This window comes from Vibrio sp. QJM3NY_27 (genome assembly GCF_057785955.1).
Map to the genome: position 1 here is coordinate 629,988 of NZ_CM173512.1, position 26,235 is coordinate 656,222.

Below are 26,235 nucleotides of genomic sequence, written 5' to 3' on the forward strand. Positions count from 1 at the left end.
ACTCTTATAAAAAATAAAGCCCTTCGTTTTATTACAAACGAAGGGCTTTACTGACGTTACTTGCTAACTTGTACTGCTAGAGCATAGACAACCTAAGGGTACTCTCCCTCAACTTCTACTGGCGCTTTCACTTGGTAGTGGCAAGGTTGTAGACCAAGTAGCTTAGGCAGTGTGATGCCGACAGACACTGAAGACCACGTACCGCTGACAATGCCGACAACCAATGCGATTGCAAAGCCTTGCAGCGCAGAACCGCCAAGTAGCCAAAGTGCCGATACGGTGATTAGCGTTGTACCTGAAGTCACCATGGTGCGTGAGAAGGTCGCTTTAACCGATTCGTTAAGCAGGTTATCAGTATCACCGTTTGGATTGCCGCGCAGCATTTCGCGTACACGGTCGGCGATGATGATCGAGTCATTCAATGAGTAACCGAGAATCGCTAGCACGGCCGCCAATACGGTCAGGTTGAACTCAAACTGAGTAAAAGCGAACAGACCCAAGATGAGCGTCACGTCATAGATGATCGCGGCAAGCGCACCCAGAGCCAAACGCCATTCAAACCGTACACTCAGGTACAGCATGATCATTAGGAAACACACCAATACAGCCAAGCCACCTTGGTCAACCATGTCTTGACCCACTTGAGGCCCAACCACGCTGCTGTTAAGCACTTTTACTTGGTCACTTACCGATGACAAAGCATCCACTAAGTTTGGCTGTGGAGCGTCTGTCAGTTGGCTGTAACGAATCGTCCAGCGATCCTGCTCTGCCATGCCGACCACTTGAACGTCTTGTTGGAAAGCCGTATCAAGTTTTGTTTTTAACGCATCTTTGGTTACTTGATCAGAGAGTTGAACCTCGGCAACCACACCGCCAGTAAAGTCCAAACCCCAGTTAAAACCTTTCACTGCCACCAGCATCACAGAGCTCATGAACAGCACAATAGAAATCACAGACATCACCTTACGAAGGCGAGTCATATTGCTATTTGAAAAATAGCGGTCTGAAATAGTCATTTTTGAAATACTCATGCTTAAATCCTTACATCGTGGCGTTGGTCACGCCCCCAAACCAAATTGATGATCGCTCGTGAAGCAAAAATGCCCGTAAACATACTGGTTAGAAGACCTAAGCCCAGTGTCAGAGCGAAGCCCTGAATCGGTCCATTACCAATGGTGTATAGGGCTACAGCAACAATCATGGTGGTGACGTTGGCATCGAAAATAGAAGAGAACGCACTGTCAAAGCCACGATCGATAGAACTCGCAAAGCTGCGCCCTTCTTTCATCTTGTCTCGAATACGCTCGAAGATAAGCACGTTGGTATCCACCGCCATACCGACGGTCAGTACCAAGCCCGCAATACCCGGCAGGGTTAATACCGCACCTGGTAGCAAGGCAATCAAGCCAAACAATGTGGTCATGTTCACCACCAATGCACAGTTCGCGACCCAACCTAAGCGGCGATACCATAGCGCCATAAACGTCAGAGTAAGACCAAGGCCAAGCGCCAGAGCAGCAAAGCCGTTGGTTACGTTTTCTGCACCCAGAGATGGGCCAATAGTACGTTCTTCAATGATGGTAACGGGCGCGGTTAATGAACCCGCACGAAGGAGTAGAGCCAACTCTTGTGCTTCACCTAGCGTGCCAGCACCTGTAATACGGAAACGGCTACCCAACTGAGATTGGATGTTCGCAACGCTGATCACTTCACTGGTTTTCTCGCTGTTACCGGCTCTGTCGCGGCTGTATTCGCTGTAAACAGTCGCCATTGGCTTACCGATGTTATGGCGAGAAAATTCAGACATTTTTTTGCCGCCAGAAGAATCCAGTGTGATGTTTACTTCTGCGCTGCCCATCTCACCAATGCCACTACGAGCATCGATAATGTGTTCGCCACTCAACACAGCCTTGCGGTCGACTATCACGCGGTTGCCGTCTGTGTCCTTCAGCGTTTGAGTGCTGCGCGTTGGGTTGTCGTACACAGAATAGAAAGCAAGTGATGCGGTTGCACCAATCACATCTTTCGCTGCTGCAGGGTCTTGTACGCCCGGCAGTTCAATACGAATACGGCTTTCACCTTGGCGTTGAATTGATGCTTCTGTGATGCCTAGCTCTTCAATACGGCTGCGCATGATTTGCAGGTTTTGTTGAACCGTTAGGTTACGTAGCGTTCTTTGCTCTTCTTCAGATTGGGTTAACGTTAGCGATTTATCTGAACGATCACGTTGCCATTGTGGGAACTCTTCACGAATCAACTTTTGCGCTTGTTCGAAATCAGCATCAGTGCGGAAATTAAACTTAACTTGGTTATTCACCACTTCACCGCGTGCATAGCGGACTTCACTGGTGATCTCGTCGACCACCGCTTGAGCTTGCGCGTGATAAACCGGAGCCATATCCACTTCTAGCAAGAACTGCACGCCACCGCGTAAATCAAGGCCTAGTTGAATCGGCGCAAAACCCATATCAGTTAGCCATTTAGGTGCAGCTGGCTCCATCGCTAGAGCAACGGTTGCGCTGTCTAGTAGACGCTCATTAAGTACTTCTTTAGCTTTCGCTTGCTGCTCTGCATCTTCTAAGATCACCACTAAACGTTTGTCTTTTTGAAAGGCTGATGTCGCTTGGATGCCTTCGCTCGCGAGATATTGAGTAATTTGAGTGGCGTCGATCGTCTGTTCAGAACGGTTGCTAATTTGAACCGAGGCGTTCTCGCCATACCAAGAAGGTAAAGCACTCAGAACCATAACGATGATAGTGGCGATAAGCACCACGTATTTCCACTTTGAGTAGTGGTTAATTTGTTTTCTTGGAATGCGTTTTTTCACAGTCAAGATCTCTTCTTATTACCAATCACCGTAAACACGAGCTCAAAAATTGCGCTGAAAAAAAGCAGTGATCGAGCATTTTAACCAGCTAGGGTGACCAGTTATTTACTACGATTGGTATAACTAATGTTTTGCGAACACGATCGATAGCTGAAACCAGAACAAGCTGATTGAACGGTAGTGATGCTAAAGCTGATGTCGCTATGTTTGTTTTGGTTAATTGGCGAGTTCAACGGGCACAAATGGCCATCGATACGACCAATTTAGGGTCAAACGATTAGCTAAGAAGTTCTCGGAAATGCGAGTATTGGATGTTGCCCTCTTTCCACCCCGAAAGCCGGGAGGACGGAGAACTCACAATGCTGGTCCAATGCTGCTTAGTATCCAACATCGGCGTGTTGAAGAGCAGAGAAGCCAGTAATGATGGGGGAGAGAAGTCGATCAATAGATGATAAGCAGGCTCGAGGTCAGCCACACTTTCTTGCTCGTTGCTGAGCATACGTCTAAAGGTTACCGCTTGGAGACTCGATTCAGTGTCGTGATAATTGGAACTATCACCTAAAGACGCAGTGTCAAACTGAACCTGATCGCATTCCATGTAGCTCGACGGGTTATCCGCAGCAGCTTGTTTACAAAGATTATTCTGCGAAGGCTGCTCTTGAGCGGAGTGGATTTGGAATGGCTTAGAAGGGAACGAATAGCCGTTAGAATTCACTAAGCCAAAGCTCAGTAAAAACAACATTAAGACTAATCGGGTACCTAATTTAAGCAATCTAATATCCAAACAACATTCTCGTAGATCGCCAATCTACAATACAAATGAAATGCTGTCTTGATTTAAAACATTTTTTTAGAAAATGAGACGAAGCAACCGATTAAGCACTCTCGCATTTAGAATTACATGCCTTTAAATACGTCCAACAACACGTAATACATTGACGTTATGAATGATGTAAAAAAAAACAAAAAAGCCAAGCAGTGTGCGCTTGGCTTTGAGTCATCTCTTTCTGTTTGCTTTTTTGCTTATAGCTTTAGGCTTTAGGCTTTAGGCTTTAGGCTTTAGGCTTTAGGACGCATGATATTCTTAACCTTACGGCTATTTTCACCAAATACACGCTGCACAAGTTGATCCATGTCATCCGCAGTGATCGACCTCGCAACACGCTTAACTTGAGACAACGCTTCGATGTCGTAACCATGAAGTAAATAACGAGACAGGTACCACGCTTGGTCGATAGAGCTCATCTCGAGAGGCGTGAAGTCAGCTTCAAACTGTTTCACTACCGCTCGCATTTCCTCTTCAGAGACACCTTGTAGAAGGTCTGCAATCACCTTATCGATCGCTACTTCCACTTTATCAACGTTCTCAGGCGCTATCATCGCACCAATAACCCACTCATGACTCAGCTCTCTATCTGCAGACGCCGAATATGCATAAGGTGAGTAATCTAAACTCAACTCTTCACGAATATAAGCATCTAAGCGAGTCGCCAGCAGTCGTTCTAGCAAGCTTTCCGTGAAGATATCTTTTGCCGTTACGCCTTGGTCGGTTTCGGTTGCAGGTTCAGAGATGACTCGTAAGACGTACTCTGCGCTATTCACATTGTTGATGGCTAAATCAATACGTGATTCAGATGGCTGCTTGTAAGCCACCTTAAAGTCAGGAACCTCGGCTTTTTCTAATGGAATCGAAGCCAAGTATTGCTCAACCAAAGGCTTTAACTCACTTGGGTCGATATCACCCACGATAACCAATTGGTTATGTCTCATTTGACCAAACAGCTGCTGGTGAAGATTAGCGATGTCTTCCACAGAAACCGCTTCAACACGTTCTTTATCAACAAAGAGGTGGCCACTGTCCTGACCATAGATGTTCTGGTTTCTTGCGCGTTCAAACTGACCAACAGGGCTGCTCAAGAAAGATTCTTGACCTTGTACAAACTCCTGCTTCACCGCCTCTAACTGCTCGGGAACAATTTTAGGCGCAGTGATGAAGGTATAAAGCGCAGCAAACGTGTCTTCAAGCCCATCTTTGTTAATATTAAATTCAATACCATGACGAGTATTACCAATGAAGGAATCGGCGCGAATATTTTCACGATCAAAGTACGCTAAAAGCTCAGAGCCCGTAAACTCACCGGCACCGCTTCGAGCGAAGGTAGGTAACGCAACCTCAACCGCTGGGTACAAGCTCGGATCCAAAGCGGCTTTTCCGCCGAGGCTCATGTACATTACACCGACATCATCACCTGCCACATAATCACGCAGGTACCACATATCGATACCATTACTTAACGTCCACTTTTGGATGTATGGGTCTACGGACATTTGTTCAGCAAGTACAACCTCGCCTTGCGAGCTAGGTATAGCAAAGGCACTGGCTGTTCCAATCGCAAGCGGCGGAACTCCCGCTTCGCTATACGCGGCTTTTAAACTATCTAGAGAGTTGATGACCGCTGTTCTGTCTTCGGAATCATCCATCCCAATAACAATAAAGTAATCATCAGAAAGTAGATTCTTGATGTTGTCGTTAATCACTTCAAGGCTCAAGTTATCAATGAAGGCTTCCAAGCTGACTTGATAGTCTTTCTGTGATTGGACAATTCGATCAGTGACTAACGCACTCACTTTGTAGTTCGCGTGTTCAACGCTGTCCATTTTATCCCAGTCATGCTCAATGTTATCCAGCAAGTCTTGGTAGTAGTGCAGTTCGCCAGCAATATCCGTTTCCGAAACACCAAAATCACGCAGTGATGCCAATGTAGAAAGCAGATCTTTTTGGATAACTTCGCGGCCTCCAGCCGGAAACCCAACACTTATTGACGAATAGTACAGAGAACCCATTCGATAGCTATCAGACGCAATCCATTGAGTCGGCAGCGCGGCATCATTGAACACCGCTTTTAATCGCTGTCGAATCAATTGTTGAGCGGTTTCATCTAACCTGCGTTGGTTCTGCTGAGCATGATTTTCAACTCGATTTAAACCCCGGTTAAACGTCAGAGCGATGCTTGGCGCTTCTCTTCCTGCGTACTCAACATAATCATCTTCATTGAATGACGTCACTTTCTGTTTCTCTGGTCGCAGCGTGTCGCCACGCTCCCAGCTAGAAAACTTCTCTTCAATCAGTGGGAGCACTGTTTTAAGGTCCACATCACCAGAAACCACTAGCTCAACGATTTGGGGTTGATACCAAGTTTGGTAAAAGTCGGTAAGCCCTTCCGACGTGGCAGCCATAACCGAAGCTTTAGTCCCTAGCGCATCTTGCGATTCGTAAGGGCTGCCTTCGAACAGGTAATCAACATATTTCTCGGGGAACGACTTATCATCGAGGCGAGCCATACGGAACTCACCAAGAACCACGCCTTTTTCTTTTTCTACTTCTGAACTTGATAGATCCAGGCCATCACCAATGTCACGCATCCACGTCAAAGCAGACTGCAATTGGATGTTATCTGGCAAATCTAACTGGTATACCGTCTCTTCATAAGAGGTGTAGGCATTAATATCTGCACCAAAGCTAGCGCCTGCATCTTCGAATAGACGAATCACATCATTTTGAGAGAAATTCTTACTGCCATTGAATGCCATGTGCTCCAGAAAGTGAGCATAACCTTCTTGCTGATGAGTCTCTTGAATTGAGCCCGCGTGCACAACTAAACGAACAGATACGGATTCTTCATGATCTGGATAAACATGATAGGTAAGGCCATTTTCTAGTTGGCCTGATGCCCATGCCGGATCCGGCTGGATTAAGGTTTCGGTGATACTTGATGTTGAACTACAGCCAACTAAGGTGAGGCATACAGCCGCCGCTAAATAATATGTTTTCATAACAACCTCTTAATGTCATTCATCGACAATATACAGATTGAGTTAACGATTATTATTTAATATTGAACCGGATGAGTATCTTTGTGATCTGGATCTTTATTTTATAAATCTCTATACGTTATGTAAGACTGACTGTACTCGTTTAAAGCAGCGTTTTGATAAGAACCTAATACATACCTTTAAAATCAATGGCTACATCCCTTTAAGCTAGTTCTCTACATACCCTTAAACAAAGCTTGCGAGGCTCGGCTAATGGGTAATTTCTCTCCAGAAACATACGCCGACATTTGGCCGGAGAGCCCTTTCTTCACCTTATCAATGGCCGACACTTTAACCACCACTGAACGATGGATCTGCCAAAACTCATCAGGATTGAGTTGAGCGATCAACTCTTTTAGCGACACGCGAAGAATATACTCCTCTAACGAACCGCCTTGACCCTTTTTAAATATAGACACGTACTTATCTTCCGCTTTGAAGTAGGCCACATCATCGACGGCAATAAGATGAATGTCTTCCCCAACACTGGCTTTAAGCCATGTGAGATATTGAGGTTGCTGTGAGGTTGACTGGGATAACTGTTGAAGCTGACTCATTAACGCAGCAATATCAGGCTGCTCAGGCGTGCTACCTGATTGTGTTTGATTGATCGACAAGCGCGCTTGAACCTTCTGACAGGTAGCGAGTAGACGCTCTTCGTTGATTGGCTTCAGTAGGTAATCCATCGCATTGTGCTCAAAGGCTTTGACTGCATATTCGTCATAAGCGGTGATGAATACCACCAACGGCGGAGAGTCTAACTTGTTCAATTGTTTCGCCAGCGAGATTCCATCGAGCTCTGGCATGCGAATATCGAGAAAGGCCACATCGGGCTTAAGCTGTTGAATACTCTGCATCGCCTCTAAACCATTGGTTGCCTTACTGACGATCTCTAGCTCAGGCCAAACCTCAGCAAGGCTTTTGTCTAAATGGTGCCTTAACAGTGCTTCATCGTCTGCGATAATTGCCGTTACGTTCGGCTTTACTGCTGGGTTAGTCATTATTATTCCTTTAAATTCACACTGTAAATCGTCTGTTTGTAATCACTGATCTTAGAGGTTCGGCTCATCGTTCTCAGATCTAGTTTCGCTGATAAGCGGTAATAAGATTGTCGATACCAACCCACCCTCAGCTTGCTCAGTGATCGTCAAGCTAGCTTTCTCACCGTAAAGGGTTTCGATTCGCTGACGAATATTGCTAAGTCCCACACCATGGCCCGCACTAATAGAAGGGGAGTTCAGCCCAGCGCCATTGTCTGCAACTTCAATTTTTAGTTGCTGCGCCTGTTGAGCTATGCGGATATTCACTTGGCCACCCGCGGCTTTAGGTTCGATACCGTGCGTGAGTGCATTCTCGACCAAAGGTTGAATCAAGAATGGCGGAATCACCTGCAAGTCGCTGATGCCATGCGTTTCAATCGAAAACTCCAATCGTTCTGCCAATCGAATTTTCTGAATATTAAGGTAAGCATCAATCAAATCGACTTCTTGAGAAACCGTAGATTGATCAGCACGACTATTTTTTAATGTCACGCGCAATAAATCCGTCAGCTTTTCTAACATCAGCTTGGCTTTAGCGCCATCAGTCTCAATTAGCACGCTTATGGTGGCGAGAGTGTTGAACAAAAAATGAGGTTCAATTTGGCTTTGAAGTTGCTTTAGCTGACTCATCACCACGACTTTCTCTTGGTCAGCTTGACGGCGTTTAGCAATCTCCAACTCATTTTCGGCTCTGAGTTGTTCGCCTCTCGTATAAAAATAGTAGTAACAAACCGAACAGAAGATCACGCCCAATAGCACTACAGATTTAAGGTCAGAAATATTGGCTCCGAAATATCCATTAAGCCAATAGTGCGCGTTCAAGGTACCAAAGGTCATCGCAATCACCATTGAGATCCCGACATCAAACACCTTTGATTTCCTCTTAAACACCTCAACCAAGATAAAAGAAGAACCCACCGCGCTGTAGCCAAAACCAAAGCTTATCGCGAGATTGACCACAAGATCGCCGCCCCAAATTGTCTGTGTGGTGATGGCGATAACGAAACAAAACAGAGTGGTCAGCGTAAAGCTTTTAATCCATGGAAACTTACTGTTTGAAAAAGTGTTCATTAAAATCGTCCTTTGATATTTAAAAGAATCATATGACTATCGGGTAAGTTGGCGTAAGCAGAATCACTTTTACCGCCTAGAAAGCGTGCAGCAAGTTCCAAATCCAACGATGAATTGCCATTATCTAAAGCCTGATAGTTGAGCCACTGCGTAGCAATAAAGCCGCCGTCTTGTGGAGATAACATGACGTCGAATGTTGGCGTGATATCTTCAAGCCAGCCATGTGTCGAATCCAGAGACCAGTGAAGCATGATGTTGTGTTGAACCAAATTGGCGTGTTGATAACCTTGAGCGTAAGAACCTGCCAATGATGCTGTCATCGGATTAACTGACAAAGACTCGGCACTTTCTATTGCGCTTTGCCACTCAGAATGACTCCAAGCACGGCTATCAAACCAGTATTCCAACACCACATTGTGGCCAGTATCATTGGCCCATGTTAATCCGGCTAACGCTTGATAGGCCTCGCCCTGTTCTTCGAGATAAACCGGTTTAAGCATTGAGCTCGGCTGGCGATAGCCAAGGCTTTGTCTTTGATAAACCACAGAACCGTGAAACTCCCACGCGAGGTTTAATACCGAAACCAAACTAGCCCCGAGCAAGCCGTGGCGTACATCATCGTAATAAGCGACCCATTGATACTCGTGATCACCTACAAGATTGTAACGACGTATCCCAAGCCCTTGTTGCTGGTTCTGCTTTTCGAATTCATTTACGTCCTGAGAAGTCCACGAAGAATCACTGTAAAGCAGTGTCCACTCGCCCGTCATATCGAACAGTGACGCCGAGGCCACACCCGCGCCCTCTTCTGCGACAATGCCTACCGGGTTTTGTCGATAAGGCTTGATGATGTCTAAAGGTCGGTAGCCATAACCCACGCCCCAATCGAGACGAACCTTACCGAGCGTCACATCAAGGTAGTGATCCCCGAAAGCAGAATTCGACAGCTCAACACCACCTTGCCAAAACAACTCACGCACAATGAATTCAGACTCAAAGCTCACGTCTTGTTCTTGAGGGTTGTTGCTTAGAATATCGTTGGCTTTCACTGCGAACAGACCAAGCCAATTGTTATATCCAACCTCTAGATCCAGCAAGCCATTGAATGACTGACGATTATCTGATGCTAAAGGACTGAATGGTGACTCTCTCGATTCAACCGCTTCTGCACTCAGTTGCCAGTCCCACGCCAAGCTCAGATCGTCCGCTTGATTCGTGTTACTCACACAAGACAAGGCAAGCAACGTAGTGATTGAAGACTTTATGTGGAATCGGCGATTGGGCGCTCTCATACGATCACCTACAATCCAGATACACTGTTACGCGACAAATAAGCAGGGTTGTAGTATTTGTCTTCCAAGCTTTGTTCTATTACTTCACGATACTCAATCACGGTTTTCTTACTCGGCTGAATCTTATCGAGCAAGGTCATCGATACCACACTTGGCAAGCCATCTCGCACACCTTCAGTAAACCACGCTTGCTTCGCTAACTTTCCTGAACGCAGGTACAAATCCGCTTTAACTGGAAACGATCGGTCTGTCGTTAACCACAGATCAATCGATTGATAGCTGGCACCCTTAGTTTTCGCCGCTAGCTTTAGGTGATGGGTATCAATTGTCTCGCCAGTCGGCATCTCAACCAGTTGATCGGCAACCCACTCACCTTGGTAATCTTCACTCCAAGTGAGTGTCGAGATATCGCCCACCGAGGCTTCACCCAATAACTTTTGCATCGGTGTGATACGAATTGGTCGACGAGATTTCGGCATCAGTAACCAATAGTTATCTTCAATCATCAGCATCTTTTGACCTGCCTCAACAGCTGATTTAAAGACGACTAATGACTCTCGATTTGGTCTTGTGTAGACGTTGTATTCACGGGTTTTATCCAGTTGTTCATCTTGGTATAGCGCCACCAGAGAAACCACTTTAGAGGCTTGTGCACTGTTCAAGCGGTAGCTATCCGCCTTGGCAATCATCTCAGTGACTTGTTGTGAATCGACTGCCCAGCTTGGTGTCGATGTTACAGTTAGTGTTAGAACCGAGGCCAAGACCAAAACAGAGCCCAACGTTTTAATTGAGCGAGCTAATTTAGACATAAACCAGCGCCTCCGTGATTGGCTTGTTCACGCCTTTACGAGCAGAGAAATAAGCAGCGATTAAACATATTGTCAGCACACCTAAAGTGGCGTAACCAACCAATTCCAATGAGAAGTAAATGTTGAGTGGGTAACCTTCGGTTCTGCCGGGAGGTGGCGGCATTTGTATGTCAACCACCAGCAGTAGCAACGACATCAAGCCACTCACTAGTGCTCCAATAACGCTACCAATCAGTGCCAGCAAACCCGCCTCTTTTAAGAAGCCTGCGACGATTTCAGAGGGGTAACTGCCGAGTGCTGACAAGGTGCCGATCTCTCGAGTACGTTCCGTCACCGACATAGTCATGGTGTTAAACAACGACACAAACACCACCAACGCCATCACTGCGCCCATGATGCCGAAGATCCGGTCGTAAAGATCTTTAACCTTGGTGTAGAAAAACGCGCGATCTTGCCATGGGGTAATCTCGATCTCTGAGCCTGGATCGTTTTGGCTAGCGCTATTTCGCTCTAAAGCAGTTTGGATGCGCTGTTGAACGGTCGAGGTTTTGCTTGTTTCAAATAGGAACACCGACAATGTGCTGACTTTATCTGAGGCCAAAAGCTCTTGAGCGGCAGTGATATGAACATACAACTGACGCTTATCCAGCTCAGGAACCCCAGTCGAGTAGATGCCCTGCACCTTAAAATCAAAGGCATTCAATGCGCCGTCACTTGTAGTCGCAAGCAGAGTCACCCAATCTCCTACCGCAACTTTAAGGTTATGAGCCAAGTCAGTACCCAGCATCACTTGTGGTTCTTGACTGTCGTATCTTGGGGATTTCACATCCGACAGGGTTTGCCCGCTACGTACATCAAGGAAAGGGCCTTTCATGTCGAACTCACGCTCATTCACGCCCGTTCCCATAAAAATGGTCGACTTGCTGCCGTTAGAAACCAAACCACTGAAATAGACTCGCGGCTGCACACCACGCACGTCACTGTCGCCAATAATGCTCTTGGTTAGCACTTGAACGTTGTCCAGACCATTGCTTAGCGGCATATCTTCGTCTTGTTCAAAATAACCCGGCGTGCTCAAGGTAAGGTGGCCAGTATCACGCGCAGTCGATTCTCTCAGTGACTCATAGGTGTAAAGCCCATAACCACCGGCACTGGTCAGTGCAAATACCGCAATGGCGATGATCAACACTGAAAGCAGGCTGCGTCGACCGTTTCTTAATAAATTAAGCCACGCTAAACGCACCGAAGTTGGAAGTAAAAACGTGCTCATTCTTTGTGTTAACTTGCCCATGAGATCGCCTCCGTGGTTGCAGCTTGTGGAGCCAATTGACCGTCGATAAGTTCAATCACTCGATCGCAACGCTGCGCCATTCTTGGGTCGTGCGTCGCAACAATAAAAGTCGTGCCCATTTCGTGGCCAAGCTCTTTCATAATGTCGATCACCACGTTGGCGGTGTGGCTGTCTAGGCTCGCGGTCGGCTCATCAGCAATCACGAGGCTTGGGTTGTGAATCAGCGCTCTGGCTATCGCAACACGTTGCTGTTGGCCACCAGAAAGGTTGTCCGGTCGGTGATGAACGTAATCTCCTAGCCCAACACGCTCTAACATGTCCTGCGCTCTGCTCTGTTGTTCTTGCTTAGAGCATTGGTTCAACATCAATGGGTATGCCACGTTCTCAAGTGCTGTCATTACAGGAACCAGATTGAAGCGCTGAAACACAAAACCCAACGACTGACGACGAAAACGCGCAGCGGCGATTTGCTCTGTCGGATACGGTTGGCCATCAATATTAATCTGCCCTCGATAATCCATATCCAACAAACCAAGAATATTCAAAAGTGTGCTTTTGCCAGACCCTGATGGCCCACATAACGCCACCATTTCACCACGTTGGATGTGTCCATCGACCCCTTTTAATGCATCAACACGTTGACCACCCGTAACATACGCTTTACCGATATCGTTAAATTCAATCATTTAGTTGTCCTCTGATTGCCAATCCATTCTTAAGCGTTCGCAAGCCACTATTGAGCTTTCGCGCTCATTATTTTGCTTTCGCAGCTGTTATTTGGCTTTCGCTATTAGGGCCTTCGCAGTCATGGTCTCGATGTTTCCGGCATCGGTACTTTCCATTTTCTCAAGCCACACCTGTGCTTGCTTGAGGTCTTCAGCTCGAATCGATGCAGCAATGGCGTAACGGTAAATCCACGATGTCGCAGCGAAATGTTGTTGTTGGAAATCATCTTCAGCGAGTAACGATAGGAACAAGTCATAACCACGATCAAAATGGTTAAACATGTCTGGCAGAGAGGTGTAAGTCACCGCAGCCATGGCGCGAGTTAGGTAAGAATCTGGCAACCCTTGAACGCGAGGTTGTTCATGAATCGGTTGGACTTCGTCTTTAAGCAGCACCAGTGATTTATCAATTGTCGATAAGCCCTTCTCCACATACTTCATCTTGTTCCAAGGCAAGAATGCATCACGTCCCATTAAGGTTTCCGTGCTACCTAAGTAAACCAAGGTCAGTGGCGTAGCACCATCTTGTTGCAGCGTGTCGTTCAGGCGTTCATACGCTACTTCAACCAAGTCTTCATTGCCTTGCGCGGCTTGGTTGTAGATATCAAGCACGTCTGAACTTGGGTTAGCCAAAGCTAATGATGGTACAAACAAAACAAGAGCAATCAGTAATGAACGCTTAAGCAGAGAAGTGGCAGAGCCTGAATTTAATGAGTGTGAAGTAGTCATGATTTCTAATCCCTTTCAAATGTTGACGTTGAAAGGTTAACTAGAATTTGTCACGCCGTTTTATCAATGCGACGAACGGTAGCAACAAGGAGTGAATGGTTGAATCGGGGCGTGAGTGGTGGGAGATCCAAACAAAAAGCACGAGTAGGAAAGGATAAAATGAGTGGGCAAAAACGTATCTAACATTTCCTACTTCAGGCCTTGATCAGAGCTGACTCATTTCTGCCCCATTGTAAGCTAGACCTTTTACTCATTCATATCCTGTTTATTGGGTTTTGCCCTACTAGAAGTTATCCATTCTTCTAGTGCTGTTCGTCGTAAATCCCCGTTTTGTATCACGGGGGTAAATTCGACATACGAACAGGTTAACAAGGGCTTTTCTTTCTTGTTAAGGAACTTTTTTTTGAAGCAAAGCATCTTTTAATTCGTCAAATTTGCTATCAAGACTCGGACTTTTTGAATTGTCAAAATTACTCGCTGATTGACTATTAATGAACTCTCTAATTAACAACATTTTATTTGAAACACGTTGTTTAAGAATTTGTTCATCATCTAAAATTAAGTCTTCTGATTGACTATCAGTACATTCTTTTACAAGGTATGCCACTTGTTTTGTTAAAGACAAGCGTTCATTATTTTTGGTAAGAAGCTCGATCATTTTATAAAAAATTGTTGAGCAAACCCCAAGTAAGAAAATATTTAAGCTTATAATCGGTAGTCTACTTACTAGTAGGCTCCAGATGTCAAAGTTAAATTGAAGGTCAGAAGACATTTGCCTAACACCATCATACATATTGACGCTAATTATGGACCCAACTATCAACAAAAATACCAAAATCATTTTGTAGACTGTGTTTTGCCGATTAATTTCACTTTTGTATTCTGAGAAGTCTTCACTGTAAAGGGAGGACTCACTTTTGAACGCTTTGAGTTTTTCTTGGGTATCTTCCAATTTTTCTGAAATATTTTCTAATTGAGCATTTCTATCAACTAGTTCACTCTCAACTTTGCGATTAGACGTTGATAGTATTGCTTTGTCTTTTAGGAGTTTCTCAACTTGTTCAGTTAGGGTGTTATGTTGGCTCTCAATATCTGACAGATACTTTGAGACAGTTTTGGCTTGTTTTTCATCAAGTTGTATTGCTTGTTTTAAGTGAGAAAGCCTATTTTCGACGTCTTCTGATTCAGTTTTTAACCTCAAAACCTCTGTTCTTTCAAATTCTAAATCAGAGGCTACAACCTCTCTAATTTGTTGATAAGAGTAATCTAGATTTTTCCAAGTAATACTAGCTGACTTCATTAGAGCAACTAACTCACCGATATTTCGCCCAGAAATATTTAAGGCTGCTAGGCTAACCGATTTTTCACCACCATTTATTATGGATATTTGACTAGCGGCATGCCCAACCTTAAAGGTTACTAATTCACTATGTACATAAGGGGTTCTGCTATTTGGTAATATCACAACACTATTACCAGAAGCGTCAATAAGCTCTAGTCTAAGGTCAACACCATGTGTTCGAACGTCAAAATCAACTGTGGTTATCCAGTAAGGGTCTTGTCGTTTGAAAAACATTAAGGTCTCTTCAAGCATGTATCTGTTTAAAAAATTGTATTGACCGTTTGAGGCCTGAGATACAAATTTGCTAGCAGCCTTGGAAATGGGTATCGATGTCTCAGTCGCAAAGTCACGCATGAGTTTCAGCATAGGTTCTTCAGGTTCACTCACGATATTTCTCTCATTAGTAGTTTAAATGCATAATATCCCTAATTTTTAATCTAGTCGATTTTAATGGTTCACTTCCATGTAGGTTGTCTACAAACACATATTGCACCTTGAATTTGGATTTCAATAAATTACAGGGAAAATAAAAAAGCCGAACTCAATGAGTCCGGCTTCTTTCTCCTTGATATGACCAAAAAGGAGGACTGGTTCATCCCACAAAGAACTTCTCGTGCCCAGTCTTAGTAACTTTAACAAGTAATCATCGCACCACGTAGTCCACTACTGTAAGCCTTTGCGATGCGCCTGAAAAATCCATACTTTTCTAATCCTATTTCTTGATATTAGCTATCGCTCTAGCAAGACCAAGTAAATGTGTTGAAGTCTTAATCTCTAACTCAGATTGAATGCCCAATAGTGCAATCCCTGCCAGTATTTGTTGTGGCCTCACCACTTGACCTGTCGGCAGCTCCATACTGTCGTATAACATTTTAAACTGTAACCAATCTTCACTAATGCTCAGTTCCCGACCTTTTGCCATTCTCATTAGTCTTTTGCACTCGGGAGGTATCGGCTTTCCTTCATCCCAACCCGTGACGGTTCTCACAGTTTTAAAACAGAGTTCAGAAACCTCTTCCTTCGTCATTTGGCACTCTAACTCTCGAAAAATGTAATTCTTACTCATTTCGCGATACTTCAATGATAAAACCTCTAAATACAAGAGGTTGCACTGATTCAAGGAGATATGCACGATTGAACATAAGCAGACAAAGTGCGCACTGTACGACGGCGTATTAACTGGCGAGTTTGCCTTATAAAAAGTTATTCATGAATTGCTAATGTTAGGTTTCCTGAAACTCATTTTTGTCCAAAAATGAGTTAGAGCAGCAGGTCTACAAACATTAATGCTAGTTTTTTCTATACGCTATCTAATTCGTGACGGGTACCGACGTTATGAGCTACTTGACATGTTTGGTTCCGTGGGGAAAAGATCGTGATTACGATAGCGTGCGTAGAGTAAAAGTGCGGTATAAATAGCTCGTTGGTGTCGCTTTATTAGCTTCGCACTGAGGATTAACTAAACTAGCCCTAATACACCTCATAATCAGAAGGTTCCAATTATGAGGTTTGTAACGTGGTTTATCTTGGAATAGAAATTACTTTTAGTACGATTCTATATCGAGTTAATTGTTTGATTGGTTATCAGAAACAGTCACATCACTTAAATTAGGTTTTTCATAAAATGGTCGTATATCCTTTGCACAGTTGGCTCTGAGGCAGAGCTAAAGAAGTGAGTCATTGACTCTTCGGATGAAAAGAGTTCAACCAAAGATATAGAGTATCCATCGGCTATGAATGGTATCAAAGGAGTATACGACCACAGTATATTTTTTTTACCATCAAGTAATTGAGCAGTAATATTGTAGCGGACGTCAAAACTACCAGGAAACCCCGGGGCCTTTCCTAAAACGACATGATTAAGTGTAATGACGAGTTTATTTGGGGAACTATCGTCAAATACTACTTTAACGTTACCTTGCTCTACTTTTTCGGAAAATTGTTTCTGAATAATCTGATTTAAACTAACTTGATTTTCATCCATAAAAATCAGGGTTTTTTCTTTTAAACCTAAACCATCTCCGCCTACTGGAGTTAAGCCCGAACCTTCAAGATGAACCGTACTTATTACAGTTAGTATCGAGTTGTCACTTTCACTTGATTCGAGTTTTATAGTTTTCAGATGTTCGAAGTTTTCTTTAGTCAACTTTACATCTGGAACTGTTGAACAACCACTTAAAAATATTGCTACAAAAAAAGTAAAATGATGAAATTTCAATGAATCACTCCGGTAAATATTAAATCTATCTTATATATTAAATTTGCCAATCATAACGTATCATTGAATGAATTAATATGTATATATACTATATATCTTCAGTTAGCTAAAATACATAACTAACGAATCCTTACTATTTAATACCAGTGATAATTGGTCATCTATGAAATTAGAAAAGGTACTAGCAAGTTTTTTGTCCAGACACCTCTCAGACTGAATTTTCCCCCATGGAAAATTATTAATGTGATGGCTCTAAGAAACTTTTGTCCACAACTTGGATAGACCGACTTTTAGCTCGTGGCACTTTATGACTCAAAGTGCGCTAAAACAAACTCATAATAGATAGCTCATCAAGATAAATACTTCTATAGCCTGATGAACTCATCCCAATAAAGTGTCCGTTTTTTAGTACGCTGATTTATTTATATAATAATCAGCGACCTTGACGATCGATTTTTTTACCTGAGCAATCTGTTTTGAATGTGGACACCAAAGGGATATGGGAACCATTATTTCTTGTTTGATCTCGTCACATTTTATCTCTACCAAATTCTCTGTCATATATTCAGATTCAATTATCGATTTTGGTAAAAGAGCCCAGCCAAAATCATCTTGGACAAGCTTAACAATGACCGCTAATTGATCAACATATTCATGTTTTGAAGAAACAACAACCTTCTCCGTCATTTTATCATCGACCATAGATTTGAGTACAAACTGGCGTAAAGATTTCATCGTTGAGAGCGTTTCGTTTGAGGGCTTAGCCGATAATTCACTTCCTGCATGAGCAAATGGAACAAAAGGCATATTCCCCAAAAAGGTAAAATCAATACTATTAATCACTTTGCTTTCGTATATATTCACAATCCCAAAATGAATGCTTCCATCTTCGATCCCTGCTTTTATTTCTGGTTTCGTTCTGACCAAAAAATTAACACGCATGGATGGGAAGTCTTCATAAAGCTGTCGACGAATTTTAGAAACAACGTGATGAGGTAAAAAGCTCGCATAGGCTATCGTCACTGACTCTAGCCCGCCAAATGAAAGGCTTAATGCAAATCTATCAAGAGTTTTAGCCTGCTCTAGAATTTGCTTTGCGTAATGATAAAGGAGTACTGCATCTTCAGTCGGTTCGACACTGCGGCTCAATCTATCGAATAAAGTGATCGCTAACTGGTCTTCTAAACTCGTAATTACTTGTGCAACCGTTGTTCGGTGCTTATTCAATTTTATCGCTGCTTTACTAAAAGCTTGCTGTTCATATACCGCAACGAAAGTATTTAATTGTTCAAGACTAAAATTCATATCATGCCCTGCGAGTCCTTATATTCGATAATAAATCTTACCACCAGAGTCTACATTAACCAATACAACGTATGTTTCTCTTATTAAGTGACACATTTTATCAGCACGTTCTGACTTGAATTCAAATATCTTCCCAAATACACATTAAACATACGAATTGATATACTTTTTACCACCAGAAACCGCCCTCCCCCCCTTTACCGACGCTGTTTGGATAACAACGATGGTTCGAGCCCATCGCTAGAGAGTTAATGAGTCTAAAAACCTTGTGTAAAGTTGCGTCATTGCTTCGGCAACTTAACTTAAATAACTCAGGAACGTCCCATGAACACTCTAAAAATGACCGCTTTGTCTACGGCTTTACTTGCTACTATTTCTATTTCTGCATTTGCTGGCGATGACATTCAAAAAGTCGACCCATCCGATATGACTCGTGCCAGCTCTAATATGTATGTAGCAACCAACAACAAAGGTGACCTAAAGCTATCAGGGGCACTATCATACGCTTATGACAACGGGCAGATGTCTATGTTCACATTGGAAGGTTCGATGGATAATGAAGGTAAATATAAAGACAGCCGAGCTCAATATTTCCATGTGTTCAACATAAATAGTGCTATTACACCTCGTGTAGCCGCATCATTAGATATCATTGATAATGCAAGCTTTACTACTGCTGCAGTAGGTGGTGTCGCTATTTTTAGAACTCCAATCGACTCTCTGACCTTCTTTGGCCGTGCAGCAGTGATGGGCGGTGAATATTCAGACAGCACAACAAGTGCCTTCGGTGTGACAGACAATAGCATCGTAGGTGGTATGGCTGCTGCTTATGCAGTTTGGAAGCCGGGCGCCGATGGTACTTATTTTGCAGCCTACCCAGAATTTACATACATGGATGGTGATATTGAAACGAGTACCGTTAAAACCACTCTACTCGCAGCGACTCCTTTTTCGGCAGACAAAACACGTTGGGGACAAGTCAAGGTTGAAAATACTTATGGAAGCATGGAATCAACCAATCAAAAACTAGACATTGACGACACCGTGGTTTGGTTCCAATACAAAGTATTCTTCTAAAACGACCAAAATCCATAATATGTTAAAGGTGAATTGAGAGATTCGCCTTTTTTTAGTTTTGTTTTCCTTACACCCTCTCACTCTTCTTTATTAAAATAACGACGATTGACTATTCAGTTCGGCCTTACCTTGAACTGACTCTCTATCTCTATCTCTATCTCTATCTCTATCTCTATCTCTATCTCTATCTCTATCTCTATCTCTATCAAGTTACGCCTACATCCCATATTGATTCAACACTCAAAACCTTATTCTAGCGGCCTATTTCAATACCGTTATTGATTGATATTTAACTGTTTACGTTTGCTAGTGCATACCTAAACCCCATCAATATAGCTTGATTCAAACGAAGCCACTCTTGAGCTTACATAGCACCCCAACACTACGCGCATTGCCAATGAGTAGAGGGTAAGGAGATCGAATGTATCGTCTGAACACAATGAGTAACGGGAAGAAGCTCAAACAATCGTATCTATATAATGTGAACTTCTTTACGCCATGGCATTGGTGTGTAACCACGAGCCTAAAGCGCATAAAAGCGTTAACACAAGCGATAATGGATAGTGGTGTTGGGATGACCCAAAGATATCGTGGTACTTAATCACCCGATCACAGGGAATCAATAACCAAGTTCAACAAACAAAAAAACGCCAGTCAGGCGACTTAATGCCGTTCGGATAAGCATTACTGCTTGAACCTAAACGGATATTTGGCTGGAACAAAGAGGACTGAACGTGGAAACGTTCGGTCCTTTCTTTTATCTGGAAGAATGAAGTGACTCAGACTTTCTCTCATCCTTTTAAGTTTGACTGGTAGGGTTCCGTCTGGACTTAAAGCTAACCAACGTAACTGAGCATCTATAAGGTTAATTGCAGCAGTAAAGCTTACCCTAGTCGCTCGAACCCCGGCTTCTGAAGCTATCTTAACCATCTCTAATCGCACTAAGTTATAGGCAAGTAATACGCCCCAAAGCTCTTGCTTCACACCGGCAGAAAAACGACTTCGTAAAGTGACGTGACTTTGCAGTTGAGTCTGTTTAATTTCACCATAACCCTCTTCAATCTCCCAGCGTTGCCAATAAACACGCAGCAGGCTTTCTAGCGAGTATTTGCTAGGGTCTGTAAGTGAAGTAATAAAACCTTTTATCTCACCTTTTGGCTCTTGATATAGGACTAATCTGGCTTCCCAACGTGCGGGTAAATTCGGATTCTGCCGTTGAGCTTGAGGAGAGATAGGCATTGAAATGAGCATGTCGTTTTCCGCATATTTCTCCAACACTTCATAGCGTAGTTTACGTTTTGCAGGCATTAACCAGTGAGTATTTTCCGCACTCTCTTGCCACGACAACAAAAGGTCTGCCGAGAAATAACAACGATCAAGTAAGGTCAATGAGTGTGCGGGGATATCATTGAATAGGCGCTTAGCTAAGGTCGTTTCACCGACATGACAACCATCAAAAGCCGCCCCCATAATCATTCGTGTTTCTGTTGACATCAAAGCGACTAAACGAAGTTGAGGGTAAGGTTTCAATTTTTTAGAGATGAACCCAAATTCTTCAGCGTTCTCTGTGGAATCTTGACATCTAAATGTTGTTCCATCCACAGCAAGTACATTAAGTTCTAAGTCTCTGTCTTGTTGAAGGATATCTCCGTGCCAAGCCTTCACCGTTGTGTTAAATAGAGCTGCTAATGGGCTCTCATCTAGACGTCGACGTGAATCAGTTAGGACACTAGGTGCGACACGAGACCAACTATCTTCAGGTTTAGGCTGAAGCGCAATGTCTAATGAACTGCATACCTCTTTGATAGACATGTTGCGTTGCAACCCCATCCAAATAACTAACCAGACAGCTTGCTGCGCGGGAAGTCGGCGTCGTCTTATGCTCGCTTTATTTGTTTCAAGAAGAGCTTGTTCTATCCACTCAATCTGAATAGCGTCGACGACAGATTCATAATTATCGGCATCTTCAATGGTCTCGTGTGCCATTGCTAATTCTTGTTCAAGCATAAAAAATCCCCATCAACATTGTTGATGAGGATTATCTTCTAACTGCAGGATCGTTCAAGTCTTCTTAAACGATCGGCATTAAGTCAGGCGACTGGCGTTACAAAAAGATAAAACTCTATTCAATAATCAAATCTATCAGTGATTAATCACATCAAGTGGCAATCACCGATTGCATAATTAGCGGCTAAAATATTTCGCAATCTCACGAGCATAAGTTTCTTCTTGGTTTTTGCCATTACTGGTTGAAAAGAAAGATATAACTAAGTCTTTTTCTGGTGAAATATACACACCTTGACCGCCAACACCGGCCTTGAATAAGTCGCCATCCTCAAAGATTGCATCAAATTGATAACCATTCTTGAGGTTTGTGTCGTTGTAGAAAGAGTTTTCCATCATCTTACCAACATAACCACCACCGTAAGCTTCAGGGTTACCAGAGTCTTGAATTAACGTAATGACTTCTTTGCTAACACCACCATTACCCAACTTTGTGGCTGACGGAGTAAGTAACATACCGAATTTAGTCATATCTTCAATTGTGGTATTCATTGAGAAAAACATTAAAGGGTATCCCCCTTGTGGAGAAACGACAGTGTAAGCGTCATTATTTGCCCCCATTTTCTGCCACATATCACGACTGACAATCTCATTCATGGGTAAGTTACGAACATTCTCAATAAGTCGAGCCAGAACAAACGTATTAATTGAATTGTATTCGAATGTTTTTCCGCCCGGTGCTCTTCGCTTCATTTCGGCCAGCACTTCAAGTGGGCTTTGGTTGCCTTCACCCTCAAACACGCCAATGGAAACCGCCCATTTAAACCAAGGTTGTTCTGGGTTTATACGTGAGTCTGCCTCTGGCTCATCGTGCTCTGTTGCGTTCAAGCCTGTCGCCATATTTGCAGTATCAGAAACAGATACTGTATCCCAGTCAGATCCCTTTAATTCAGGAATGTATTTAGAAATAGGGTCATTAGGGTTAACTTTACCCTCATTGACTAACTTAGCCAGCTCTATACCTGCTGTAATTTTCGAGTTTGAAAACCAATTATGCTTATCTGTTTTTCGCATCGTGTTGTAACGTTCAAAGACAACCTCTCCACTCTTAACAACAAGAAAAGCATCGACAGGGTAAGAATCTAGGTGTTCATTTAATGTCTTGCTTTCACCGTGCACAGTCGCTGATATTTCACCAATTTCTAGGTCAATCTGATATGGGAATTGGTAGACAGGTCCATCACGTTCAATTTGAGCGGTAGGATAGAAACGGCTTAGGTTCTGCCAAGCAAACTTAGACTGTTCAATAGGAAACTGAAGTTTAACGCGATTGCCTTTTTGCAAGAAGAAGTCATGAGTATTGTAAACATCTACATTTGTGGATGATTCATTAACGATCTCATTAGCAAACGCTGAGCCTGCAGATAGAGCCGTTACTATGGATATAGCGATTAAGCTTTTCATATTGGTTTTCCTATTGGTATATAAGTGCTGTAGTGCGAACTGTATGCAAAAGCTGCGAGCCAGTTGCCTTTGTTAATACAGACACGTTACAAGGAAAACGTAATAACGCCTCATCGCCTCCGATGGGTTGCTTCCATCAAACATTGAAGTTAGAAACATGAATATTGTGTTTTCGGTGGTTTTACCTACCCCAAGTGATTCTAATATTTACTATATTTAGTGTTGCTATGTGTAGAGCATGAAGAGAAATGAATTAAACGGCACATACCGATCAAATTTAGTCTAACTGTTCCCCGTTAGTCACCTTTTCAATTCTAAGTTCGTTGATCAGATTTAGTGATAAAGCTCAATATCCGACGCGTCAATGACATACCCAGTTTCAATATCTTGATTGCCATCAGAAAGTGCAATCGACGTATCAACCGCCCCTGTTTTAATGTTTCCTGTCACCCATACTGGTGTGTATAAACTTTGTAATTCATGGCCTTCAGGAAATTCGACTAAAATCGTTTGGTTTACAGGTGGGGGAGGTGTGTGAATGCAAGCCCCTGCAGTTGGCACCAAAATGAACTGCTTTCCTATTAAACCTTCCATTTCGAGCGGTACTAAAAACCCGGCCAGTTTCATATCGTTAATACTAAGCTCGGGAACTATATCGTTCGCTTGTTGTGTTCTTTGTAAAAGCAGCTCACGTACGTTTAAGCCAAACTTTTCAGCCAATACCACACGTTGATTGTATCCATCGTTTTCCATTGGACTTAACTGACGCGTTTTTTGAACGGCTTCGTAGGCGTAAATCTCAGAAAGTAGCGCCTTATTCCCAGGAGAAAGAACCTGATACTGATTTTGCACAGGTCTTAATGACTCCCAAGATATCGTTTCAGCAGCTTGTGTGAACAAACTAAAACAACAAGCCATAACCATTAATAATGTATTTTTCATGTCAATATTTTCTAATTAGAACAAGGGCTAATGAAAAAATGGCTAAGAAAGTCTTAGCCATCGTCTCGTTTTATATCAGTCAATAATATTTGAATTACAGACTTTCGAGGTTATCCATTAGTTGGTAGAAGAACCCAATAGAGCGACCGTATTCTTCAACTAAGATACGCTCGTTCACACCGTGGAAGCCTTCGAATTCTTTTACGCTTTCTAATTGTATCGCCGTCATTGTATATACATCAGGGGCAAAATCTCGTGCTTGAAAGTGCTTAGAATCTGAACCACCAATAACAAAGAACGGTGAGACAATCAGGTCATTTCCCCAAGTTTGGCGAATCGTTTTCTCCAACATGGCGTAACCAGGCCCGCTAGGATCCGCAACATTAGTTGCAGGCGTTGATGCTGAGATATCACGAATGGTCATTCTTTCGTCGCCGATCGCTTTCTTCACATGCTCAATAATCACCTCAGGAGTGTCACCTGGCATTGGTCTAAAGTTTACAACTGCAGTAGCTGCTGGCGGTAATACGTTATCTTTAATACCAGCATTAAACATAGTAACTGCCGTTGTGGTATGAAGCATGGCGCGAGTAACCTCATTTTTAGACATTACATCAATAAACTTTTTCTCTAAGTCCGTCACCGTGTCGTTTTCGCCATAGGCTACGGCTTTGTAAAGTGGTTGCTGCGCTTCTGGAAGTTCCGGCCCCATGTATCGGTATTGGTATCTCACCGCATCATGAATTTTGTAAGGGAATTGCGCTGCTTCAACTTTCTCAACGGCTTTTGCTAACGCGACAATATTCGATTCTTCACCCGGTTGTGATGAGTGACCACCAACACCATTGATGGCAATCTCTAGACTAACGAATCCTTTTTGAGCAATACCGATTAGTGCCGTGTTTTCACGGATGCCAGGGAATATACCAGGGACAAGAGGAGCAGATTCATCCATAACAAACGCAATTTTCTCATAGCGTTGTTCAATGATGTCAGCGGCGTGCTTAGCACCTTCTGGCCCACCAACTTCTTCGTCGTGGCCGAATACAAACAAAATGGTACGTTCAGGCTGGAAACCTTCTTTTAGCTTCATTTCAGTGGCTTCTAACAGTGCTTGAAGTTGGTTTTTGTCATCTAATGAACCACGGCCCCAGATATAACCGTCTTTAATCGCACCTGAAAACGGATCTTCTTTCCACTCATCACGAGACTCTTTTGCAATTGGTACCACATCTTGGTGCGCCATAAAAATAGCGGGAGCGAGTGATGGTTCTTTACCTTCCCAAGTGTAAATCAAGCTGAAAGGGCGCGGGTCACCGACTTCTTCTCGCTTGAGTGTTTTGTGCACTAATGGGTACGATTCTTCAAGAAATTGGTGGTAGTCACGAAAAGCCTGTTCATCAAAATCACTGCGATCTTGGTTAGAGATAGTTTGAAACTGAACCGCTTGCGATAAGCGTTGCGCAGCACCTTCTATATCAACTTGAATATCCACTTTTTCGACGCCTTGCATTTGCATCGAACTAAAGTCTTACTCATCAGCCCATACTGAAACACTAGCGGTCAATGCCAAAGCAGAAGCGATACTGGTAAAGAGTTTTGATGGTTTTGTCATGATTTGACGCCTTAATTAGGTAGAAAGTAAATCTGTGTTTTTGGTTTATGCGGCAATTATTAATGAACAATACTGACCAAACCAATCTCTAGCGAAGGACTCAACCCATCAGAAGACGTTGGTAACAATTTGTAGTGGATGAGTAAATCGAGCATGACTTTCTAGGGGAGGAAGGTTTTTACAGTCGCGGAAATGATCCGAGATCACCCTGTGGCATTAAATTCGTAACAAAACTTTGTTCAATGGTGAGTTTCAGAACAAATGCTTCTCTGTATTTCTAAGTTATCTTAGGCAAAAAAATAGCCGCTAATCTGCGGCTATTTTTAAACTATTTAAACGAAGCTTCGATGACTTTTAGCCTCTTGTGCTTCGTATCTTCTACTTCTTAATTTCTTCTATTTCTTTGTCTCTTCAACCGCGGTTTTCCACCTGCCATGAACCTGCAGCGCCGTTTTTAAGGCAATCAACCAGCGTTGGGGTGTCCAAACCTGATTTTTCAGCAAGTACTAAACCTCCAGAAAGGCCATCCAATACACCTGCGATGCAGTTCTGATTAACCATTTTCGCGCGTTGGACTTGACCGACTTTACCCTTCAGAACCGACGATTTAA

The 26,235-nt window shown here is 43.3% G+C and carries 19 protein-coding genes and 2 pseudogenes; 1 reads left to right on the plus strand and 20 read right to left on the minus strand.

Annotation, left to right across the window (positions count from 1 at the left end; all coding sequences use genetic code 11):
• Window positions 1-92 precede the first annotated feature (92 nt).
• From secF to AC3CIA_RS18795, 15 genes are all read right to left on the minus strand, one after another.
• On the minus strand, window positions 93-1,031 hold the full coding sequence (gene secF, locus AC3CIA_RS18725; protein ID WP_237298696.1) for a protein translocase subunit SecF: 939 nt from the start codon (window positions 1,029-1,031) through the stop codon (window positions 93-95).
• Between the two features lie 2 nt (window positions 1,032-1,033).
• Window positions 1,034-2,833 carry a protein translocase subunit SecD gene (secD, locus tag AC3CIA_RS18730; protein ID WP_081008945.1) on the minus strand — a complete coding sequence of 600 codons (1,800 nt, stop codon included), beginning with the start codon at window positions 2,831-2,833 and terminating at the stop codon, window positions 1,034-1,036.
• Between the two features lie 271 nt (window positions 2,834-3,104).
• Entirely contained in the window at window positions 3,105-3,569 is a 465-nt protein-coding gene (locus AC3CIA_RS18735) for a hypothetical protein (RefSeq protein WP_010432361.1), read from the minus strand.
• Window positions 3,570-3,886: 317 nt separating this feature from the next.
• Window positions 3,887-6,661 carry a M16 family metallopeptidase gene (locus AC3CIA_RS18740; RefSeq protein ID WP_488519501.1) on the minus strand — a complete coding sequence of 925 codons (2,775 nt, stop codon included), beginning with the start codon at window positions 6,659-6,661 and terminating at the stop codon, window positions 3,887-3,889.
• Window positions 6,662-6,876: 215 nt separating this feature from the next.
• Window positions 6,877-7,701, minus strand: a complete 825-nt coding sequence (locus AC3CIA_RS18745; RefSeq protein ID WP_488519502.1) for a LytR/AlgR family response regulator transcription factor — start codon at window positions 7,699-7,701, stop codon at window positions 6,877-6,879.
• A 51-nt stretch (window positions 7,702-7,752) separates the two neighbouring features.
• Window positions 7,753-8,811, minus strand: a complete 1,059-nt coding sequence (locus AC3CIA_RS18750; RefSeq protein ID WP_488519503.1) for a sensor histidine kinase — start codon at window positions 8,809-8,811, stop codon at window positions 7,753-7,755.
• On the minus strand, window positions 8,811-10,103 hold the full coding sequence (locus tag AC3CIA_RS18755; RefSeq protein WP_488519504.1) for a hypothetical protein: 1,293 nt from the start codon (window positions 10,101-10,103) through the stop codon (window positions 8,811-8,813). The genes AC3CIA_RS18750 and AC3CIA_RS18755 overlap by 1 nt, the downstream gene beginning before the upstream one ends.
• A gap of 8 nt (window positions 10,104-10,111) precedes the next feature.
• Complete coding sequence (locus AC3CIA_RS18760) at window positions 10,112-10,912, minus strand: outer membrane lipoprotein-sorting protein (protein WP_488519505.1); 801 nt, start codon at window positions 10,910-10,912, stop codon at window positions 10,112-10,114.
• A complete protein-coding gene (locus tag AC3CIA_RS18765) occupies window positions 10,905-12,203 on the minus strand; it encodes an ABC transporter permease (protein WP_488519506.1) in 1,299 nt (432 codons plus the stop codon). The genes AC3CIA_RS18760 and AC3CIA_RS18765 overlap by 8 nt, the downstream gene beginning before the upstream one ends.
• Window positions 12,191-12,889, minus strand: a complete 699-nt coding sequence (locus AC3CIA_RS18770; protein WP_488519507.1) for an ABC transporter ATP-binding protein — start codon at window positions 12,887-12,889, stop codon at window positions 12,191-12,193. Before AC3CIA_RS18770 ends, AC3CIA_RS18765 begins: the two co-directional genes overlap by 13 nt.
• An 87-nt stretch (window positions 12,890-12,976) precedes the next feature.
• On the minus strand, window positions 12,977-13,657 hold the full coding sequence (locus tag AC3CIA_RS18775; protein WP_488519508.1) for a hypothetical protein: 681 nt from the start codon (window positions 13,655-13,657) through the stop codon (window positions 12,977-12,979).
• Between the two features lie 388 nt (window positions 13,658-14,045).
• On the minus strand, window positions 14,046-15,386 hold the full coding sequence (locus tag AC3CIA_RS18780; protein WP_488519509.1) for a hypothetical protein: 1,341 nt from the start codon (window positions 15,384-15,386) through the stop codon (window positions 14,046-14,048).
• Between the two features lie 325 nt (window positions 15,387-15,711).
• Window positions 15,712-16,080: a regulator gene (locus AC3CIA_RS18785; RefSeq protein WP_488519510.1), complete on the minus strand. Its 369-nt coding sequence runs from the start codon at window positions 16,078-16,080 to the stop codon at window positions 15,712-15,714.
• Between the two features lie 522 nt (window positions 16,081-16,602).
• A complete protein-coding gene (locus AC3CIA_RS18790) occupies window positions 16,603-17,217 on the minus strand; it encodes a hypothetical protein (RefSeq protein ID WP_102460159.1) in 615 nt (204 codons plus the stop codon).
• A gap of 405 nt (window positions 17,218-17,622) precedes the next feature.
• Window positions 17,623-18,522, minus strand: a complete 900-nt coding sequence (locus AC3CIA_RS18795; protein WP_488519511.1) for a LysR family transcriptional regulator — start codon at window positions 18,520-18,522, stop codon at window positions 17,623-17,625.
• A gap of 324 nt (window positions 18,523-18,846) precedes the next feature.
• Between AC3CIA_RS18795 and AC3CIA_RS18800 the strand changes: the two genes are divergently transcribed.
• Window positions 18,847-19,599: a hypothetical protein gene (locus tag AC3CIA_RS18800; RefSeq protein WP_065206503.1), complete on the plus strand. Its 753-nt coding sequence runs from the start codon at window positions 18,847-18,849 to the stop codon at window positions 19,597-19,599.
• Window positions 19,600-20,283: 684 nt separating this feature from the next.
• Here the strand turns inward: AC3CIA_RS18800 and AC3CIA_RS18805 are convergent.
• The 5 genes and pseudogenes from AC3CIA_RS18805 to AC3CIA_RS18825 all read right to left on the minus strand — a co-directional run.
• Window positions 20,284-21,606, minus strand: coding sequence for an IS4 family transposase (locus AC3CIA_RS18805; RefSeq protein ID WP_488518169.1), 1,323 nt, complete (start codon window positions 21,604-21,606; stop codon window positions 20,284-20,286).
• A gap of 177 nt (window positions 21,607-21,783) precedes the next feature.
• Window positions 21,784-23,067: a serine hydrolase domain-containing protein gene (locus AC3CIA_RS18810; protein WP_488519512.1), complete on the minus strand. Its 1,284-nt coding sequence runs from the start codon at window positions 23,065-23,067 to the stop codon at window positions 21,784-21,786.
• A gap of 333 nt (window positions 23,068-23,400) precedes the next feature.
• Window positions 23,401-24,009 (minus strand): DUF3299 domain-containing protein, encoded by a 609-nt coding sequence (locus AC3CIA_RS18815; protein WP_017075586.1) that lies wholly within the window; start codon window positions 24,007-24,009, stop codon window positions 23,401-23,403.
• Between the two features lie 94 nt (window positions 24,010-24,103).
• Window positions 24,104-25,624 (minus strand): annotated as a pseudogene (locus tag AC3CIA_RS18820) (M20 family peptidase).
• A gap of 417 nt (window positions 25,625-26,041) precedes the next feature.
• A pseudogene (locus AC3CIA_RS18825) lies at window positions 26,042-26,233 on the minus strand (NAD-binding protein); the annotation flags it as partial.
• Window positions 26,234-26,235 lie beyond the last annotated feature (2 nt).

What these genes read in the sequence shown, in the direction of transcription:
- AC3CIA_RS18805 (WP_488518169.1), bottom strand. Translation starts at nt 21,606, where the DNA reads ATGCTTGAACAAGAATTAGCAATGGCACACGAGACCATTGAAGATGCC.
- AC3CIA_RS18755 (WP_488519504.1), bottom strand. Translation starts at nt 10,103, where the DNA reads ATGAGAGCGCCCAATCGCCGATTCCACATAAAGTCTTCAATCACTACG.
- AC3CIA_RS18815 (WP_017075586.1), bottom strand. Translation starts at nt 24,009, where the DNA reads ATGAAAAATACATTATTAATGGTTATGGCTTGTTGTTTTAGTTTGTTC.
- AC3CIA_RS18740 (WP_488519501.1), bottom strand. Translation starts at nt 6,661, where the DNA reads ATGAAAACATATTATTTAGCGGCGGCTGTATGCCTCACCTTAGTTGGC.
- AC3CIA_RS18800 (WP_065206503.1), top strand. Translation starts at nt 18,847, where the DNA reads ATGAACACTCTAAAAATGACCGCTTTGTCTACGGCTTTACTTGCTACT.
- AC3CIA_RS18795 (WP_488519511.1), bottom strand. Translation starts at nt 18,522, where the DNA reads ATGAATTTTAGTCTTGAACAATTAAATACTTTCGTTGCGGTATATGAA.
- AC3CIA_RS18735 (WP_010432361.1), bottom strand. Translation starts at nt 3,569, where the DNA reads ATGTTGTTTTTACTGAGCTTTGGCTTAGTGAATTCTAACGGCTATTCG.
- AC3CIA_RS18810 (WP_488519512.1), bottom strand. Translation starts at nt 23,067, where the DNA reads ATGAAAAGCTTAATCGCTATATCCATAGTAACGGCTCTATCTGCAGGC.
- AC3CIA_RS18765 (WP_488519506.1), bottom strand. Translation starts at nt 12,203, where the DNA reads ATGGGCAAGTTAACACAAAGAATGAGCACGTTTTTACTTCCAACTTCG.
- AC3CIA_RS18775 (WP_488519508.1), bottom strand. Translation starts at nt 13,657, where the DNA reads ATGACTACTTCACACTCATTAAATTCAGGCTCTGCCACTTCTCTGCTT.
- secF (WP_237298696.1), bottom strand. Translation starts at nt 1,031, where the DNA reads ATGAGTATTTCAAAAATGACTATTTCAGACCGCTATTTTTCAAATAGC.
- AC3CIA_RS18770 (WP_488519507.1), bottom strand. Translation starts at nt 12,889, where the DNA reads ATGATTGAATTTAACGATATCGGTAAAGCGTATGTTACGGGTGGTCAA.
- AC3CIA_RS18750 (WP_488519503.1), bottom strand. Translation starts at nt 8,811, where the DNA reads ATGAACACTTTTTCAAACAGTAAGTTTCCATGGATTAAAAGCTTTACG.
- AC3CIA_RS18745 (WP_488519502.1), bottom strand. Translation starts at nt 7,701, where the DNA reads ATGACTAACCCAGCAGTAAAGCCGAACGTAACGGCAATTATCGCAGAC.
- AC3CIA_RS18760 (WP_488519505.1), bottom strand. Translation starts at nt 10,912, where the DNA reads ATGTCTAAATTAGCTCGCTCAATTAAAACGTTGGGCTCTGTTTTGGTC.